The organism is Streptomyces sp. NPDC005774 (assembly GCF_042871645.1).
Taxonomy (GTDB): Bacteria; Actinomycetota; Actinomycetes; order Streptomycetales; family Streptomycetaceae; genus Streptomyces; species Streptomyces pratens.
The window spans coordinates 57,050-71,078 of sequence record NZ_JBIAIV010000020.1; the positions used below are offsets into that span (position 1 = coordinate 57,050).

Genomic DNA, 14,029 nt, shown 5'->3' on the forward strand with positions numbered 1-14,029 from the left:
GGGAGGACGGCCCGGCGGAGTCAGGTGGTGTTCAGGGTCCATTTCTGGTTGGCGGCGCCGGTGCAGGTCCAGATCTGGGCGGGGGTGCCGTCCGCGGAGTTGTTGCCGGTGATGTCGAGGCACTTGCCCGCGCCGGTGTTGACCACATCGTGAGTGGTGGGATCGTACGACCATTGCTGGGCTGTGCTGCCGTTGCACCCGTAGAGCTGTACCCGGGCGCCGTCGGCCGTCGAGGCGCCACTCACGTCCAGGCACTTGCCGAACGCCCGCACGCTGCCGTCGGCGCTCACGGCCCAGCGCTGGGCCGCCGTGCCGTTGCAGGTGTGCAGTTGCACCGCGGTGCCGTCGGCCGTGGCTCCGCCGGCGACGTCCAGGCATTTGCCCGCGAGACCGGTGAGGGTGCCGGTGCTACCGCCCGGGTTGCCCGACGGGGTGCCGGACCAGGTGAAGGTGGCGGTGGTGCGGGCGGGGAGGCTGTAGGTGAAGGACTGCCCTCCCCAGTCGACGCGGACCGAACGGGAGGAGGGGCCTCCGTTGTGGGCGATCAGGGCCTTGGAGCCGTCGGGGTTGCGCCAGGCGACGTTGGACACCGTGGTGCCGGCGGTGGAGGCGATCCGGTGGGCGCCGGGCCTGACGAACTTGGTCAGGTGGCCGGTGGTGTAGTACTCGACCGTGTAGTCGACCTGTCCTGCACGGGGGCCGCCCTCCTGCACGGTGATCAGTCCGGTGCAGGTGCCGCAGCCGCCGTTGTGCGGCCCCATGCCCTGGTTGAGGGCGAGGCTCCATTTGACCAGGCTGCTGCTCCAGTTGCGGGCGTAGCCCACGATGTCGGCCAGGTCCTCGTTGTGCTGGTTGCCGATCCAGGTGCCGCCGGAGTGCTCGGTGCTGAACTGGCGGACGTTCGGATACTGGCCGTGCACCTGGCTGCCCACCGCGGGGTCACCGGCGTAGCCGTGCCAGGCGATACCGCCGAAGAGCGGGTCGTTGCGCACCCCGGCGTCCGCGAGAATGGGCGCGCCGAAGCCCGCGTAGTCGCCGTAGTTCCAGTCGTGGACGAGGACCTTGGTGTCGATTCCGGCGGCGCGGAAGGCCGGGTAGACGTGGTTCTTGGTGAACTCGACCAACCCGGACGGGTTCCAGCTCATTCCGGGGTAGTTCATGGCCGTGGGGTTGCCGGCCTGGCAGCAGTTCGGTTCGTTCTGGACGGACAGGTAGTCGATGTCCACGCCGGCGGCCCGGTAGCTCTGGACGTACTTGACCAGGTACTGGGCGTACAGGGGGTAGTACTCCCACTTGAGCCAGCCCATCTGGTCCATGCGGCCGTTGTCCTTCATCCAGCCGGGCGCGCTCCAGGGCACGCCCTTGACCCGCAGTTCCGGGTTGAGCTGCTGGGCCTGTGCGGTGAGGAGCCGGACGTTGGTGTCGTAGCCGTTGGTGCCGAAGTCGGACAGGTCGCAGCAGGTGTCGTCGAGCGAGACATGTCCCGGCCGGGACAGGTCGGAGGCGCCGATCGGGTTGCGGACGAAGGACAGCCCGATGCCGTCCGTGGGTGAGAACAGTTTGCGCATCACTGCGTCACGGGTCGCCGCGCTGACGGCGCCGCCGCGCAGCAGATGGGCGGTGGTGTCGGTGATGGAGGCGCCGCCGCCCTCGAACTGCTGGTACGTCGTCGTCTCGTCGACGGTGATCGTCTGGTCGGCGCCGCCTCCGGCGGGGCCGAAGTGCACCGGTGCCTGTGGGGCCAGGCCGCGAGTGACGTTGCGGCCGCCCGCGTCGGAGGTCGTGGTGAGCCATACGTCGACGCGCTCTCCCGCGGCCATCGCCTGCTGCGTCATGCCGGGAGCGAGTGTCAGGGCGAGGGCGAGAGCAAGGGCGAGGGCGAGCATCGCAGGGAGCCGGTGGGAGGGGGGTGTACGGCGGAGCGGGATGCGTCTGCGCAGGGGAGCCATGGGTGTGACCTCTCGGTGGGGACCTCACCTTCAAGGTGTGAACGCACGGCGGAGCGGAACCCTGGATCGGGCTGCGCGCCCACCGTGAGGGTGAGGTGAGAGAAGAGGCGAGAACTGTGGGGTGTCTCTGTGGGGGTGTGCCGTGCCGGCGGACCGATCGTCTTATCTCAAGACGTGATTGAACCCTTGAGGCATGTCCCCGTCAATACAAAGGTCGATGGAATCAGGTGTATGCGGAAGGACCACCGTTTTCGTGCCGTCACTTCTTGGTTACGGACCCTTTTCCGCTCAGGCGCCGGGCTCCAGGGGCAGCAGAACGCGGAAGGTCGCGCCCTGGTCCGGGGCCGTGCGGATCTCGACGTGGCCGCCGTGCGCGCGGACGAGGGAGTCGACGATGGCCAGGCCCAGGCCCGCGCCGCCTTCTCCGGCACGGGCCCGTGCCTTGTCGGCGCGGTAGAAGCGGTTGAAGGCACGTTCGGCCTGGTCGGGAGTCATTCCGGGGCCCTCGTCCCGGAATTCGAGGACCGCGTGACCGTCCTGGGCACCGACGCCGATACGGACCGGGGTGCCGGACGGGGTGTGGGCGACGGCGTTGCCGACGAGGTTGGAGGTGACCTGGCGGAGCCTGGCCTCGTCGCCGAGGACCGGGGCCGCGCCGGGCGGCCCGCCGTCGGGGCCAACGGGGAGGCTACTTCCCCACGCACGGCCCCGGACTTTGAACTCTCCGATGACAAAGTATGGACATGTCAAGCAGAAGTCCTCTAGCTTGACGGCTCAAGTACAGCGCCACCGCAGCAGACCGGAACGAAATCCGGCACGGTCCGGTCCCCTACTCGTGGAGGACCAATGCGCCACCGTCTGTTTCCACGCGCCCGAAGACACCTCACCCCCCTGTTGTTCGCGGGAGCCCTGACCGTGGGGCTGTGCTCCGCACCGCCGGCCGCCGCCGCTCCCTCGGACATTCCGCCCCAGGAACCCGGCATCACGCTGCGCGTGTTCGACGTGCAGACGCCGCTGAGCAAGCTGTGCACCCTGAAACCGGGTCAGACTCCCAACCACGACAAGCTGATGCCGACGGTCGACTGGTCCACGGAGGCCGACTTCGGCGGGTTGTCCGACCGCTTCGTCACCGAGGCCTCGGGGTACCTGAACGTTCCCGGCGACGGCTCGTACGTGTTCCGCCTGACCAGTGACGACGGCTCACGGCTGGCGATCGACGGCGACACGGTGATCGACCACGACGGGCTGCACGGTGCCGAGCCGAAGGACGGCACGGTCCATCTCACCGCCGGGGCGCACCCCTTGCGCATCGACCACTTCGAGCGCGACGGCGGGCAGCAGCTCCAGCTGGCCTGGAAGCCGCCGGGCGAGAGCGACTTCGCCGTCGTGCCCCAGGAGGTGCTGAGCACCGACGCCGGGGTCGTCCGGGTCACGGCGCCGGGCCGCAAGGAGTGCGAGGCGAGCGGCGACTCCCCCGGCGACGGCCTCCCGCTCACCGGCGTACGCCCCGACCTGACCCTCACCGATCTGCGCCCGGAGGGCTTCAAGCCGCAGGTCAGCGGCATGGACTGGCTGCCCGACGGACGTCTGGCGATCAGCACGTGGGGCGGCACCGACAACGTTGCCGGAGAGGTGTACCTGCTCGACAACGTCACCGGCGCCACGGGCCCCGGCAAGGTCACCGTCACGAAGGTGGCGAGCGGGCTGCGCGAGCCCATGGGGATCAAGTACGTCGACGGAGCCCTGTACGTCTCGCAGAAGCACGAGCTGACACGGCTCGTCGACCGCGACGGCGACGAGGTGACCGACGAGTACCGGACGGTCGCGACCTGGCCCTACGGGGGCAACTTCCACGAGTTCGCCTTCGGCCTGCTCTACCGGGACGGCCACTTCTACGTGAACCTCTCCGTGGCCATCGACCTCGGCGGCGCGACCACCGTGCCGCAGCCGGCACCGGGCCGCGGGGCCACCTACAAGGTCAGCAAGAAGACGGGGAAGATCAGCCCGGTCGCGGGAGGGCTGCGGACGCCCAACGGCATCGGCTGGGGACCCGACGGCAGCATCTTCGCCACCGACAACCAGGGCGGATGGCTTCCCTCGTCGAAGCTCGTGCAGATCAAGCAGGACCGCTTCTTCAACCACTACACCGAGCCCGCCGGCCCCTTCGACGACTCCTCCGTCACCGAGCCGGTGCTGTGGCTGCCGCAGAACGAGATCGCCAACTCGCCCTCCACTCCCCTGTATCTGAAGAAGGGCGCGTTCGCCGGCCAGATGCTGCTGGGCGACGTCACCTACGGCGGCCTGCAGCGCGCTTACCTGGAGAAAGTGAAGGGCCAGTACCAGGGGGCCGTCTTCCGCTACACCCAGGGCCTCGAGGCCGGCATCAACCGGGTCACCCAGGGGCCCGACGGCGCGATCTACGTCGGCGGGCTGGGCGCGGACGGCAACTGGGGCCAGGAGGGCAAGCTCAGGTTCGGCCTGCAGAAGCTGACACCGAACGGCGGTAACACGTTCGACGTCAAGACCATGCGCGCCGTGCCCGGCGGCTTCGACCTGACGTACACCCAGCCGGTGTCCGAGGCCACCGCCGAGCAGTTGGCTGCCCACTACCGCGCGGAGCAGTGGCGCTACACACCGACCGCGGACTACGGAGGTCCGAAGATCGCCGAAGAGCAGCTGGCGGTGCGCTCCGCGACGCTCTCGAAGGACCGGCGTACCGTCAAGCTGCGACTGGACGACCTCAAGCCGGGCCGTGTCGTCCACCTGCGCTCCCCGCGTCCCTTCACGTCGGACTCCGGTGAGCAGCTGTGGAGCACCGAGGCCTGGTACACCCTCAATCGGATCCCGGGCAAGCAGCCCGCTCCCGCGACCCGGTACGAGGCCGAGGAGGCGCGCCTGACGGGCACGGCCGGTGTGAACACCGACCACGCGGGCCATTCCGGCAGCGGCTTCGTGGACCGTTACGCCACCGAGGGCAAGGCCGGTACGACGTTCGACGTGACGGTCCCGAAGCCGGGCACCTACGACGTGGGGCTGCGCTACTCCAACGGGCCGAACCCGTTCCGGGGCACCAAAACCCTGTCCCTGTACGTCAACGGGAAGAAGCTGCGGCAGACGCAGTTGCCTCCCACCGACGACTGGGACTCGTGGTCGACGCGGACCGAACGGCTGGCGCTGCGCGCCGGGAGCAATACGGTCTCCTACCGGTTCGACGCCGGCGACACCGGTCATGTCAATCTCGACATGCTCAGCGTCCATCCGCGCGGAGCCCAGGTCCCGCTCTTCGACGGCACGGCCGCCTCCCAGGCGCAGTGGCAGCACACGGACGGCCGGAATCTGCGCTGGCCGCTCGGTGACGAGAAGTCGATGGAGGTGTGCTGCGGTGACATCCGCACCAAGGACGCGTACCAGGACTTCAGGCTCCACGTGGAGTTCCGGGTACCGCTGCTTCCGCCCGATGTCACCGGACAGGACCGGGGGAACAGCGGCATCTTCCTCCAGGACCGCTACGAGCTCCAGATCCTCGACTCCTACGGTGACACCACGCTCGACACCAACGAGGCGGGGGCCTTCTATCTGAAGCGGGCACCGGACGTCAACGCGGCCACGGCGCCCGAGACCTGGCAGAGCTACGACATCGACTTCCGCGCGGCGCGCTTCGACGACAGCGGCCGCAAGACCGCCGACGCCCGGGTCACGGTGGTGTGGAACGGGAAGAAGGTCCACGACGACATCGTCCTCGACGGACCGACCGCGTCGGGCCGGTCCGAGACTCCTGCCGCGGGAGCGATCCGGCTGCAGGACCACGGGAACAAGGTGAGGTTCCGCAACATCAGGATCACTCCACTGACGTGATCCCCCGTCGTGCCGGGCGGTCCTCGCGGCCGCCCGGCACATTTTTACGTGGCCGCGGAGGCCCCAAAGGGACGCCCCACCGATGGTTCAGACGCGCGCGTCGGACGCCAGCGCCGTGAACGCCGACCAGGCGCAGCGGGAAACGGCCAGCGCCGGACGCCGGGTGTCCTTCGAGTCCCGGACGTGAACGGCTTCGGGGCGCATGGCAACCTCGACGCAGTTGTCGCCCGAGCTGCCGCTGTAGCTGCTCTTGAACCAGGCCGGTTCGGTAGTGGTCATAGCGCTCCTTTCATCTGTTCCAGCAGGCTTGCCGTGGCTTCGTGATCGAGGGCCTGCGAGCGCAGCTTGCCATAGCGTTGGAGCATTGCGCTGACGTCTTTGGGCGGTGTGATCAGGTTGCTTGACTGCTGGCCCTCGGAGTAGCCCACCCACTCGTGCTTGGGCGTCTCCGCGAGGTACATCAGACCGTCGATACCTGCGTGGTCGTACATCCGCAGGGGCATCACCTGAATCTCGATGTTCCTTCGCCCACCCTGTTCGAGCAAGTGCCCCAAGAGCACGCGGGTGACCTCTGGTCCGCCCATGTTCCGTTCAAGTAAAGCCTGTTCGATGATGAAACTGAAGGCTGTGTTCGGCCTCTCGGTGAGGAGCTGCTGCCGTTCCAGTCGGGCGGACACCTGGCGCTCGATCTGGTCGTCGGACAAGGGCGGTAGCCGTCGCGCGAAGATCGCCCGAATGTAAGCTTCCGGCTGCAACAACCCCGGAATCGCCCGGCACTCGTACGCGTACAGCGAGATCGCTTCCTCCTCGATGTTCGCCCACTGTCGAAACCACGTCGCCAATCCCACCTTGCGCGTCAGGCTTCTCGCGGCCGCTCCCAGCACCCGTCCCGCGCCCGCGCCCAGTACCTCGTCCGACCGGTCCAGCAGGTCCCTCGGCGGGAACCGCTTGCCCTGCTCGATCTTGGCGATGTAGGCGGCCGAGTACCGCACCAGCGGGGCGAACTGCTCCTGGGTGAGGCGGGCTTCCTCCCGCAGCGCCTTCAGGACCGCACCGAAGGTCTTGAGGCTGTCCGACAGTTCCGGTTCGCAGCCCCCGTCGGCCCCGCCTTCCCGCCTTGTGGCACTCCCGCCCGCCCCACCGCCGTTGTCCGTCGCCATCGCAGCCGCCTTCCCCTGTGCCGCCGGGCCGTATCCGCCTGCCTGGCCCGAACTCGTGTCGTACCGTGTGCCGTGCGCGCTGCGCCACGCGTGACACACCTATCGTCACGTACAGCGACCGACCCGGTCCAGCGAGTGAACCAGTACAGCGTGATCTGTATCGGCGCCGGACCTGTCGACGGGCCCTCACTTCCCAGCAGGGTGGCCGCCATGTCAGCCCCACGCACGCAAAGCCCCACTCCGGCCCGTACGTTCGCGCAGCGCTTCTCCGCCACGCGGCGTGGGGCCCGGCTCGCCCGGCTGCTCGCCGCGCATCAGCTCACCGAGTGGGGTCATCCGCACGGCTCGGCCGCGTACGACACCGTCGTCCTCGTCGTCGCCGAACTCGCCGCGAACGCCGTCCTTCACGGCTGTGTGCCCGAACGGGATTTCTCCCTGTTCCTCGTCTGTGACGACGTGCGGGGCGTCATCCGTATCGAGGTGTCCGACACCCACCCGGACCCTCCGGCCCCCACGGTGGCCGCGGCGGACGAGGAACACGGCCGTGGCCTGACCCTCGTCGACGCGCTCGCCGCGCGCTGGGGCGTGACGGGCCGTACCGGCCCCGGCAAGACCGTCTGGGCCGAGTGCGCGACCGCTACCGACGAGCCCCGGTCCACGAGGGTGCCGCCGGGGAAGGAAGCGGTTTCGGCGCCACCGCGAGGATGCTCGTGACACGCCCCTGCTCATGGCCTTGTCAGTGTCCCGGATACGGATGTATAACGTTGTAAAACTCGAGCCCGGCGGCTCGGCGCCCGGCTCACGGTGACGGCACCCGCATCTGCACCGGTCCCCGGTTCGGGCCGCTCACGAAGGGATTTGTCGTGCGGGTCAGCCTCAAGGACGTCGCCGCGCACGCGGGGGTCTCCATCAAGACCGTCTCCAATGTGGTGAACAACTACCAGCACGTCACCCCCGCCATGCGCGAGCGCGTCCAGCGATCCATCGACGCCCTGGGCTACCGGCCCAACCTGGCCGCCCGCCACCTGCGCAAGGGGCGTACGGGCATCATCGCGCTCGCCCTGCCCGAACTGGGCAACCCCTACTTCGCCGAACTCGCCGCCGCCGTCATCGACGCCGCGGCGGAGCACGACTACATCGTGCTGCTCGACCACACCGGAGGCCGGCGCGAGCAGGAGATCCTGGTCAGCCAGGGGTTCCGGGCCAGGGTCATCGACGGACTCGTCCTCAGCCCGATCGAGATGGAGGCCAAGGACTTCCAGGACCGCGCCGAGCACGTACCGCTGGTCCTGCTGGGCGAACGGGACTACGACCTGCCGTACGACCACATCGCCATCGACAACGTCGCCGCCGCGCGCGCCGCCGTCCGGCACCTGGTCTCGCTGGGGCGCCGGAAGGTGGCGTTCATCGGAGCGCGTCGGGGGCGCAGTCAGCCCGCCCAACTGCGCGTGCAGGGCTGGCGGGAGGAACTCACCGCCGCCGGACTCCCGGCCGACGGGAGCCTGGTCGCCGCCACCGACGGCTGGGGGCACGCGGACGGAGCCGCGGCGATGGCCCACATCCTGGACGGCGGGGTGCGCCCCGACGCGGTGTTCGCCTACAACGACCCGATGGCCATCGGGGCGATGCGGGTCCTCCACGAGCGCGGCCTGCGGGTCCCCGAGGACATCGCCGTCGTCGGATTCGACGACGTGCTCGAAGGGCGTTTCAGCGCGGTGACGCTCACCTCCGTGTCACCGGACAAGACCGCCATCGGCCGTCTCGCCGTCGAGTCGGTGCTCGCCCGGCTCCACGACGCGGATCCGGAGCCGCGCCGCATCTGGGCGGACTACCGGCTGGTCGAACGGGAGAGCACACTGGGCCGGCCCGCGGGCACCAGCGGCGCGAACGCCTGATCCCCGCTCCGCCCGTCCTCCCTTTCCCCGCACTCCTCCCAACCCGCCTTGTGCGCAAGGGGTTTACAGCATCCTTCCAACGATGTAAAAACCTGATGGCGGCGAACCGGACGCCGCCTCGCACACCGGGAGCACCACCAGTTCCGCGCGCCCTACCGCTCCCCAGTTCCCTTTCAGCGTCACCCGGATCGGGGTCACCATGCAGCGCACCACCCACCGCTCTCCTCTCCTCGCCCGTCCCGTGATCGTGGCCATGGCCGCCGCGGTGGCCCTCACCGCCACCTCCTGCGCGAAGTCGGAGGACGACGCCTCGACCGGCAAGAAGTCCCCGTCCGCCGCGGCCGACGCGGGCCAGAAGGTCGCCTCGCCGAAGCCGGGCGGCAAGACCTGCACCATCGACGCGTACGGCGGCGAGAAGCTCGACCTCAAGGGTGCGACCGTCGGCTTCTCCCAGTCGGAGAAGGAGGCCAACCCCTTCCGCATCGCCGAGACGCAGTCCATCAAGGACGAGGCGGCGAAGCGGGGCGTCAAGCTGCTGACGGCCAACGCCCAGTCGCAGTTCTCCAAGCAGATCAGCGACGTCCAGGACCTGCTCGCCAAGGGCGCCGACCTGCTGGTCATCGCGCCGCTCAACTCCGACGGCTGGGACCCGGTGCTGCAGGCCGCCGCCGCGAAGAAGGTCCCGATCGTCACGATCGACCGCAAGATCAACGCCACGGCCTGCGAGGACTACGTCTCCTTCATCGCCTCGGACTTCGTCGAGCAGGGCCGACGGGCCGCCGACCAGATGATCGAGGCCACGGGCGGCAAGGGCGAGGTCGCGATCCTGCTGGGCGCGGCCGGGAACAACGTCACCACCGAACGCACCAAGGGCTTCAAGGACCGCGTGGCCGAGAAGGCCCCCGGCCTGAAGGTCGTCTTCGAGCAGACCGGTGACTTCGCCCGGGAGAAGGGCCAGCAGGTCACCGAGCAGCTCATCCAGTCCAAGCCCGGCATCAAGGGCATCTACGCGGAGAACGACGAGATGGGCCTGGGCGCGGTGGCCGCGCTCAAGGGCGCGGGCAAGAAGGCCGGCGATGTCGAGATCGTCACGGTCGACGGCACGCGCAACGCCGTGCAGGGCATCGTGGACGGCTGGATCACCGGTGTGGTCGAGTCCAACCCGCGGTTCGGCCCGCTGGCGTTCGAGACGCTGGACACCTTCACGCAGGGCAGGGAAGTGGCCCAGGACATCATCATCGAGGACGGCGCCTACGACACCGGCAACGCCAAGCAGGACCTCGGCAGGGCCTACTGATCCCCGCGGGGCCCGGCCTTCCCGGCGGGCCCCGCCACCACGTCACCCCTCATTTCCGCGTCACTTTTCACTTCCTGACCCACTTCCTGGAGGCACAGGTGGCTCCCCCCGCCGAAGTCCTCGCCGTCCGCGGACTGAGCAAGACCTTCCCCGGCGTCCGGGCCCTGGACGACGTGGACCTGACCCTGCACCCGGGCGAGGTGCACGCCCTGATCGGCGAGAACGGCGCCGGCAAGTCGACCCTCATCAAGCTGCTCACCGGGGTCTACCGGCCCGACGCCGGTGACATCGTTTTCCAGGGCCGTGACGTCTCCTTCGCCACTCCGCTGGAGGCGCAGAAGGCCGGGATCTCGACCATCTACCAAGAGGTCAACCTCATCCCGCTGCTGAGCGTGGCCCGCAACCTCTTCCTCGGCCGCGAGCCGCGCACCCGCTTGGGCCTGCTGGACTTCGCCCGCATGCACCAGGAGGCCGAGGAGACGCTGCGCGCCTACGGGGTCCGGGTGGACGTCCGCCTGCCGCTGCGCGCCCTCGGCGTCGGCGCGCAGCAGATGGTCGCCCTGGCCCGTGCGGTGGCCACCGAGGCACGCGTGGTCATCATGGACGAACCGACCTCCTCCCTCGAACCGCGCGAGGTCGAGACGCTGTTCTCGGTGATCCGGCGGCTGCGCGACGACGGCATCGCGGTCGTCTACGTCAGTCACCGGCTGGACGAGCTGTACGCCGTGTGCGACACGGTCACCGTGCTGCGCGACGGGCGCCGTGTCCATCACGGCCGGCTCGCCGACCTCGGCCGTCTCTCCCTGGTGTCGACCATGCTGGGCCGGGAGCTGGGCGAGGTCCGCGAGGAGGGCCTGACCAAGTTCACCGGCGACCACCACGCTGCTGGCGCCCAACCTGTGCTGGAGGCACGGGATCTGACGGTCCCGCACCGCCTGCGGGGCGTGTCCGTGACGATCCGTCCCGGCGAGGTCGTGGGGCTCGGCGGGCTGCTCGGGTCCGGGCGGACCGAGACGGCCAAGGCCATCTCGGGTGCGCTGGCGACGAGTTCGGGCCGGGTCGTGGTGGCCGGTGTGCCACTGCGCGGCGGGTCCACGCCCGCCGCCATCCGGGCCGGTGTCAGTCTGCTGCCCGAGGACCGCAAGAGCGAGGGCATCGTGCCCGGTCTCTCGGTCCGCGAGAACATCGCGCTGGCCGTGCTGCCCCGGCTGTCCCGCTTCGGTCTGGTCTCCGAGGCACGCGTCGACCGTGTCGTCGACACGTTCATCGAGCGGCTGCGCATCAAGGCGTCCTCGCCGCACCAGAAGGTCGGTGAACTGTCCGGCGGCAACCAGCAGAAGGTGCTGCTCGCCCGCTGGCTGGCGATGAACCCCAAGGTGCTGCTGCTGGACGAGCCCACCCGGGGCATCGACGTCGGGGCCAAGGCCGAGGTGCAGAAGCTCGTGGACGAACTGGCCGAGGACGGCCTGGCCGTCCTGCTCATCTCCTCCGATCTGGAGGAACTGATCGAAGGGTCCGACCGCGTGGTCGTACTGAAGGACGGTGCGGTCGTCGGCGAGCTGGCCGGCGACGAGGTCACCGAGGACACACTCATGCGGACCATCGCCGGGCACCCCCCGGCCGGACACACGGCCGGGGCCACGGCCGTCAAGGAGGCCGGCGATGGCTGAAGCAGTCCTCCGCACCGCACCGCTGGACCGGACCCGCGTCCTGCAGTGGCTGCAGACCTACGGCGTCTACGCCGGCGTGGCGCTGCTCCTGGTCGTCAACATCGTCATCACCCCGTACTTCCTGTCCGCGGAGAACTTCCGCACCCAGGCCGTGCAGGTCGCCCCCGTCATGATCGTCGCGATCGGGATGGCCCTGGTCATCGGAACCGAGGGCATCGACCTGTCGGTCGGTGCGGTGATGGCCCTCGCGGCGTCCGTGACGGCCCTCTACCTCGGCTACGGTCTCCTGCCCGCGCTGCTGGTGGTGGCGGTGTTCGCCGCCGCGATCGGGCTGGCCAACGGGACGCTGGTCGCCCTCGTCGGGGTGCAGCCGATCGTGGCCACGCTGGCGCTCATGGTCGGCGGCCGGGGTCTCGCGCTGGTGCTGCTGCCGCAGCTGGAGGATCTGCGCAATCCGGGGCTCGCCTCCCTGGGGTCCGGTGCCGTACTCGGCATCCCGTACCTGATCCTCATCGCCGCCGCCCTGGCGCTGCTGGCGGCGTTCGTGGTGCGCCGCACCACGTTCGGACGCCAGCTCCTCGCCATCGGCGACAGCCGGCCCGCGGCGCAGCTGGCCGGCCTGCCGGTGCGGCGCGTACTGATCATCGTCTACGTGCTGTGCGCGCTGCTCGCGGCCGTGGCGGGCGTCCTGGCCACCGCGCGGCTCCAGGCCAGCGACCCGACCTCGCTGGGCAATCTGATGGAGCTGTCCGCCATCACCGCCGTCGTGGTCGGCGGGACTCCGCTGACCGGCGGCCGGGTCAACATCGCCGGCACCGTGGCGGGAGCCGTGCTCATCCAGCTGCTCACCGCCACCCTCATCAAGCACGACCTGCCGCCGTCGTGGACCCAGATCGCGCAGGCCATAGTGATCGTGTGCGCGGTCTACGCGGCACGGGGACGGGGGAAGCGATGACCGCCACGAAGACGGACGTGCCCGTGGCCACCGCGGGCGGTGAACCGCCGAAGGCCACCGGGCCCGAGGGGTCCGCGCGCGCGGAGCGGCTGAGCGGACTGGTCCAGCAGCACGGGGCGCTGGCCGTGCTGGTGGTCGTCTCCCTGGTGGCGTCGTTCAGCTTCGACTCCTTCGCCACCGGGGACAACGTCGGCAACATGGCGACGAGTTCGGCGTTCCTGGCGATCGTCGCGCTCGGGATGACCTTCGTCATCATCACCGGGGGCATCGACCTGTCGGTCGGTTCCCTGTTCGCCCTGGGCGGTGTCCTGGCGGCCTGGGGGTCGCGGCACGGGACGCCGGCGGCGCTGCTGCTGCCGCTGGTGGTGTGCGGCGGGATCGGCGTGGTCAACGGGCTGCTGGTGGCCCGTTCCCGGCTGGCGCCGTTCATCGTCACGCTGGCGGCGATGCTCGGGGCGCGCGGCCTGATGCTGGCCCTCACCGACGAGGGCGCCGAGACGTATCTGATCGGCAAGGGCTCCTTCCTCGCCGAACTCGGCCAGGGCACCACCTTCGGCGTCGGCAATCCGGTGTGGATCACCCTGGCGCTGTTCGCCGCGGGCGCCGTCGTGCTGCGCCGCACCCGCTTCGGGCAGCATGTGTACGCGGTCGGCGGCAACGAGGACGCGGCGGCCCTGATGGGTGCTCCGGTGGCCCGTACGAAGATCCTCGTCTACACGCTGTCCGGGCTGCTGGCCGGTCTTGCGGGCGCGCTGAACGCGGCGTGGCTCGCCTCCGGGGTGACCATCCTCGGCAACGGGATGGAGCTCGAGGCCATCTCCGCCGTCGTGATCGGCGGCACCCTGCTCACCGGCGGCCTCGGATTCGTCAGCGGCTCTCTGGTGGGCGTCCTGCTGCTCAAGGTGATCCAGAACGTCATCAACCAGATCGGCTCCCTGGACTCCTCCTACCAGCAGGTCGTCAGCGGCGCCTTCCTGGCCGTCGTGGTCGTCGCCCAGACCTGGCTGGGCCGCAGACGCCAGTTGCTCTGAAGCTCCGGACGCGGCAGCCCTCCCTCCCCGGACCGGCTGCCGCGTCCGGCTTTCGGGGCGGCCGGCTCCCGGTTCCCCTACGGGAACCGGGAGCCGGCGGTCCCGCGCACACGCACGTGTACCGCCCCCACTCTCCGAGGAGGCACGATGCGTCGAATACCCGTACCGCGTTCACCGGTTCACGGGCCAGGACACCGGCGGTGGTGGGTCACCACCG

General features: G+C 69.8%; 10 protein-coding genes and 1 pseudogene. 7 read left to right on the top strand and 4 right to left on the bottom strand.

Features of this window, described 5'->3' with window-relative positions; genetic code table 11:
* Positions 1 to 20: 20 nt before the first annotated feature.
* Positions 21 to 1,949 (bottom strand): lectin, encoded by a 1,929-nt coding sequence (locus ACFYQA_RS19710; RefSeq protein WP_388919161.1) that lies wholly within the window; start codon positions 1,947 to 1,949, stop codon positions 21 to 23.
* A 288-nt stretch (positions 1,950 to 2,237) separates the two neighbouring features.
* A pseudogene (locus ACFYQA_RS19715) lies at positions 2,238 to 2,627 on the bottom strand (sensor histidine kinase); the annotation flags it as partial.
* A 168-nt stretch (positions 2,628 to 2,795) separates the two neighbouring features.
* On the opposite strand from ACFYQA_RS19715, the gene ACFYQA_RS19720 reads away from it, so the two are divergent.
* Positions 2,796 to 5,804 (top strand): family 16 glycoside hydrolase, encoded by a 3,009-nt coding sequence (locus ACFYQA_RS19720; protein WP_388919164.1) that lies wholly within the window; start codon positions 2,796 to 2,798, stop codon positions 5,802 to 5,804.
* 87 nt (positions 5,805 to 5,891) lie between these two features.
* On the opposite strand, the gene ACFYQA_RS19725 is transcribed toward ACFYQA_RS19720, so the two are convergent.
* Positions 5,892 to 6,083: a DUF397 domain-containing protein gene (locus ACFYQA_RS19725; protein WP_388919167.1), complete on the bottom strand. Its 192-nt coding sequence runs from the start codon at positions 6,081 to 6,083 to the stop codon at positions 5,892 to 5,894.
* Positions 6,080 to 6,964 carry a helix-turn-helix domain-containing protein gene (locus ACFYQA_RS19730; RefSeq protein WP_388919170.1) on the bottom strand — a complete coding sequence of 295 codons (885 nt, stop codon included), beginning with the start codon at positions 6,962 to 6,964 and terminating at the stop codon, positions 6,080 to 6,082. Before ACFYQA_RS19730 ends, ACFYQA_RS19725 begins: the two co-directional genes overlap by 4 nt.
* A 210-nt stretch (positions 6,965 to 7,174) precedes the next feature.
* On the opposite strand from ACFYQA_RS19730, the gene ACFYQA_RS19735 reads away from it, so the two are divergent.
* The 6 genes from ACFYQA_RS19735 (at position 7,175) to ACFYQA_RS19760 (ending at position 13,812) form a co-directional block, all read left to right on the top strand.
* Complete coding sequence (locus tag ACFYQA_RS19735; RefSeq protein WP_388919173.1) at positions 7,175 to 7,678, top strand: ATP-binding protein; 504 nt, start codon at positions 7,175 to 7,177, stop codon at positions 7,676 to 7,678.
* A 149-nt stretch (positions 7,679 to 7,827) separates the two neighbouring features.
* On the top strand, positions 7,828 to 8,859 hold the full coding sequence (locus ACFYQA_RS19740; protein ID WP_388919176.1) for a LacI family DNA-binding transcriptional regulator: 1,032 nt from the start codon (positions 7,828 to 7,830) through the stop codon (positions 8,857 to 8,859).
* Between the two features lie 199 nt (positions 8,860 to 9,058).
* Positions 9,059 to 10,156 carry an ABC transporter substrate-binding protein gene (locus tag ACFYQA_RS19745; RefSeq protein WP_388919179.1) on the top strand — a complete coding sequence of 366 codons (1,098 nt, stop codon included), beginning with the start codon at positions 9,059 to 9,061 and terminating at the stop codon, positions 10,154 to 10,156.
* A gap of 98 nt (positions 10,157 to 10,254) precedes the next feature.
* Positions 10,255 to 11,826 (top strand): sugar ABC transporter ATP-binding protein, encoded by a 1,572-nt coding sequence (locus ACFYQA_RS19750; protein WP_388919182.1) that lies wholly within the window; start codon positions 10,255 to 10,257, stop codon positions 11,824 to 11,826.
* Positions 11,819 to 12,781 (top strand): ABC transporter permease, encoded by a 963-nt coding sequence (locus ACFYQA_RS19755; protein ID WP_388919185.1) that lies wholly within the window; start codon positions 11,819 to 11,821, stop codon positions 12,779 to 12,781. Before ACFYQA_RS19750 ends, ACFYQA_RS19755 begins: the two co-directional genes overlap by 8 nt.
* Positions 12,778 to 13,812 (top strand): ABC transporter permease, encoded by a 1,035-nt coding sequence (locus ACFYQA_RS19760; protein ID WP_388919188.1) that lies wholly within the window; start codon positions 12,778 to 12,780, stop codon positions 13,810 to 13,812. Before ACFYQA_RS19755 ends, ACFYQA_RS19760 begins: the two co-directional genes overlap by 4 nt.
* The last annotated feature ends 217 nt before the right edge of the window (positions 13,813 to 14,029 follow it).

Excerpts from the sequence above, each read along its gene's own strand:
- ACFYQA_RS19710 (WP_388919161.1), bottom strand. The coding sequence starts at position 1,949 with ATGGCTCCCCTGCGCAGACGCATCCCGCTCCGCCGTACACCCCCCTCC.
- ACFYQA_RS19720 (WP_388919164.1), top strand. The coding sequence starts at position 2,796 with ATGCGCCACCGTCTGTTTCCACGCGCCCGAAGACACCTCACCCCCCTG.
- ACFYQA_RS19725 (WP_388919167.1), bottom strand. The coding sequence starts at position 6,083 with ATGACCACTACCGAACCGGCCTGGTTCAAGAGCAGCTACAGCGGCAGC.
- ACFYQA_RS19730 (WP_388919170.1), bottom strand. The coding sequence starts at position 6,964 with ATGGCGACGGACAACGGCGGTGGGGCGGGCGGGAGTGCCACAAGGCGG.
- ACFYQA_RS19735 (WP_388919173.1), top strand. The coding sequence starts at position 7,175 with ATGTCAGCCCCACGCACGCAAAGCCCCACTCCGGCCCGTACGTTCGCG.
- ACFYQA_RS19745 (WP_388919179.1), top strand. The coding sequence starts at position 9,059 with ATGCAGCGCACCACCCACCGCTCTCCTCTCCTCGCCCGTCCCGTGATC.
- ACFYQA_RS19755 (WP_388919185.1), top strand. The coding sequence starts at position 11,819 with ATGGCTGAAGCAGTCCTCCGCACCGCACCGCTGGACCGGACCCGCGTC.
- ACFYQA_RS19760 (WP_388919188.1), top strand. The coding sequence starts at position 12,778 with ATGACCGCCACGAAGACGGACGTGCCCGTGGCCACCGCGGGCGGTGAA.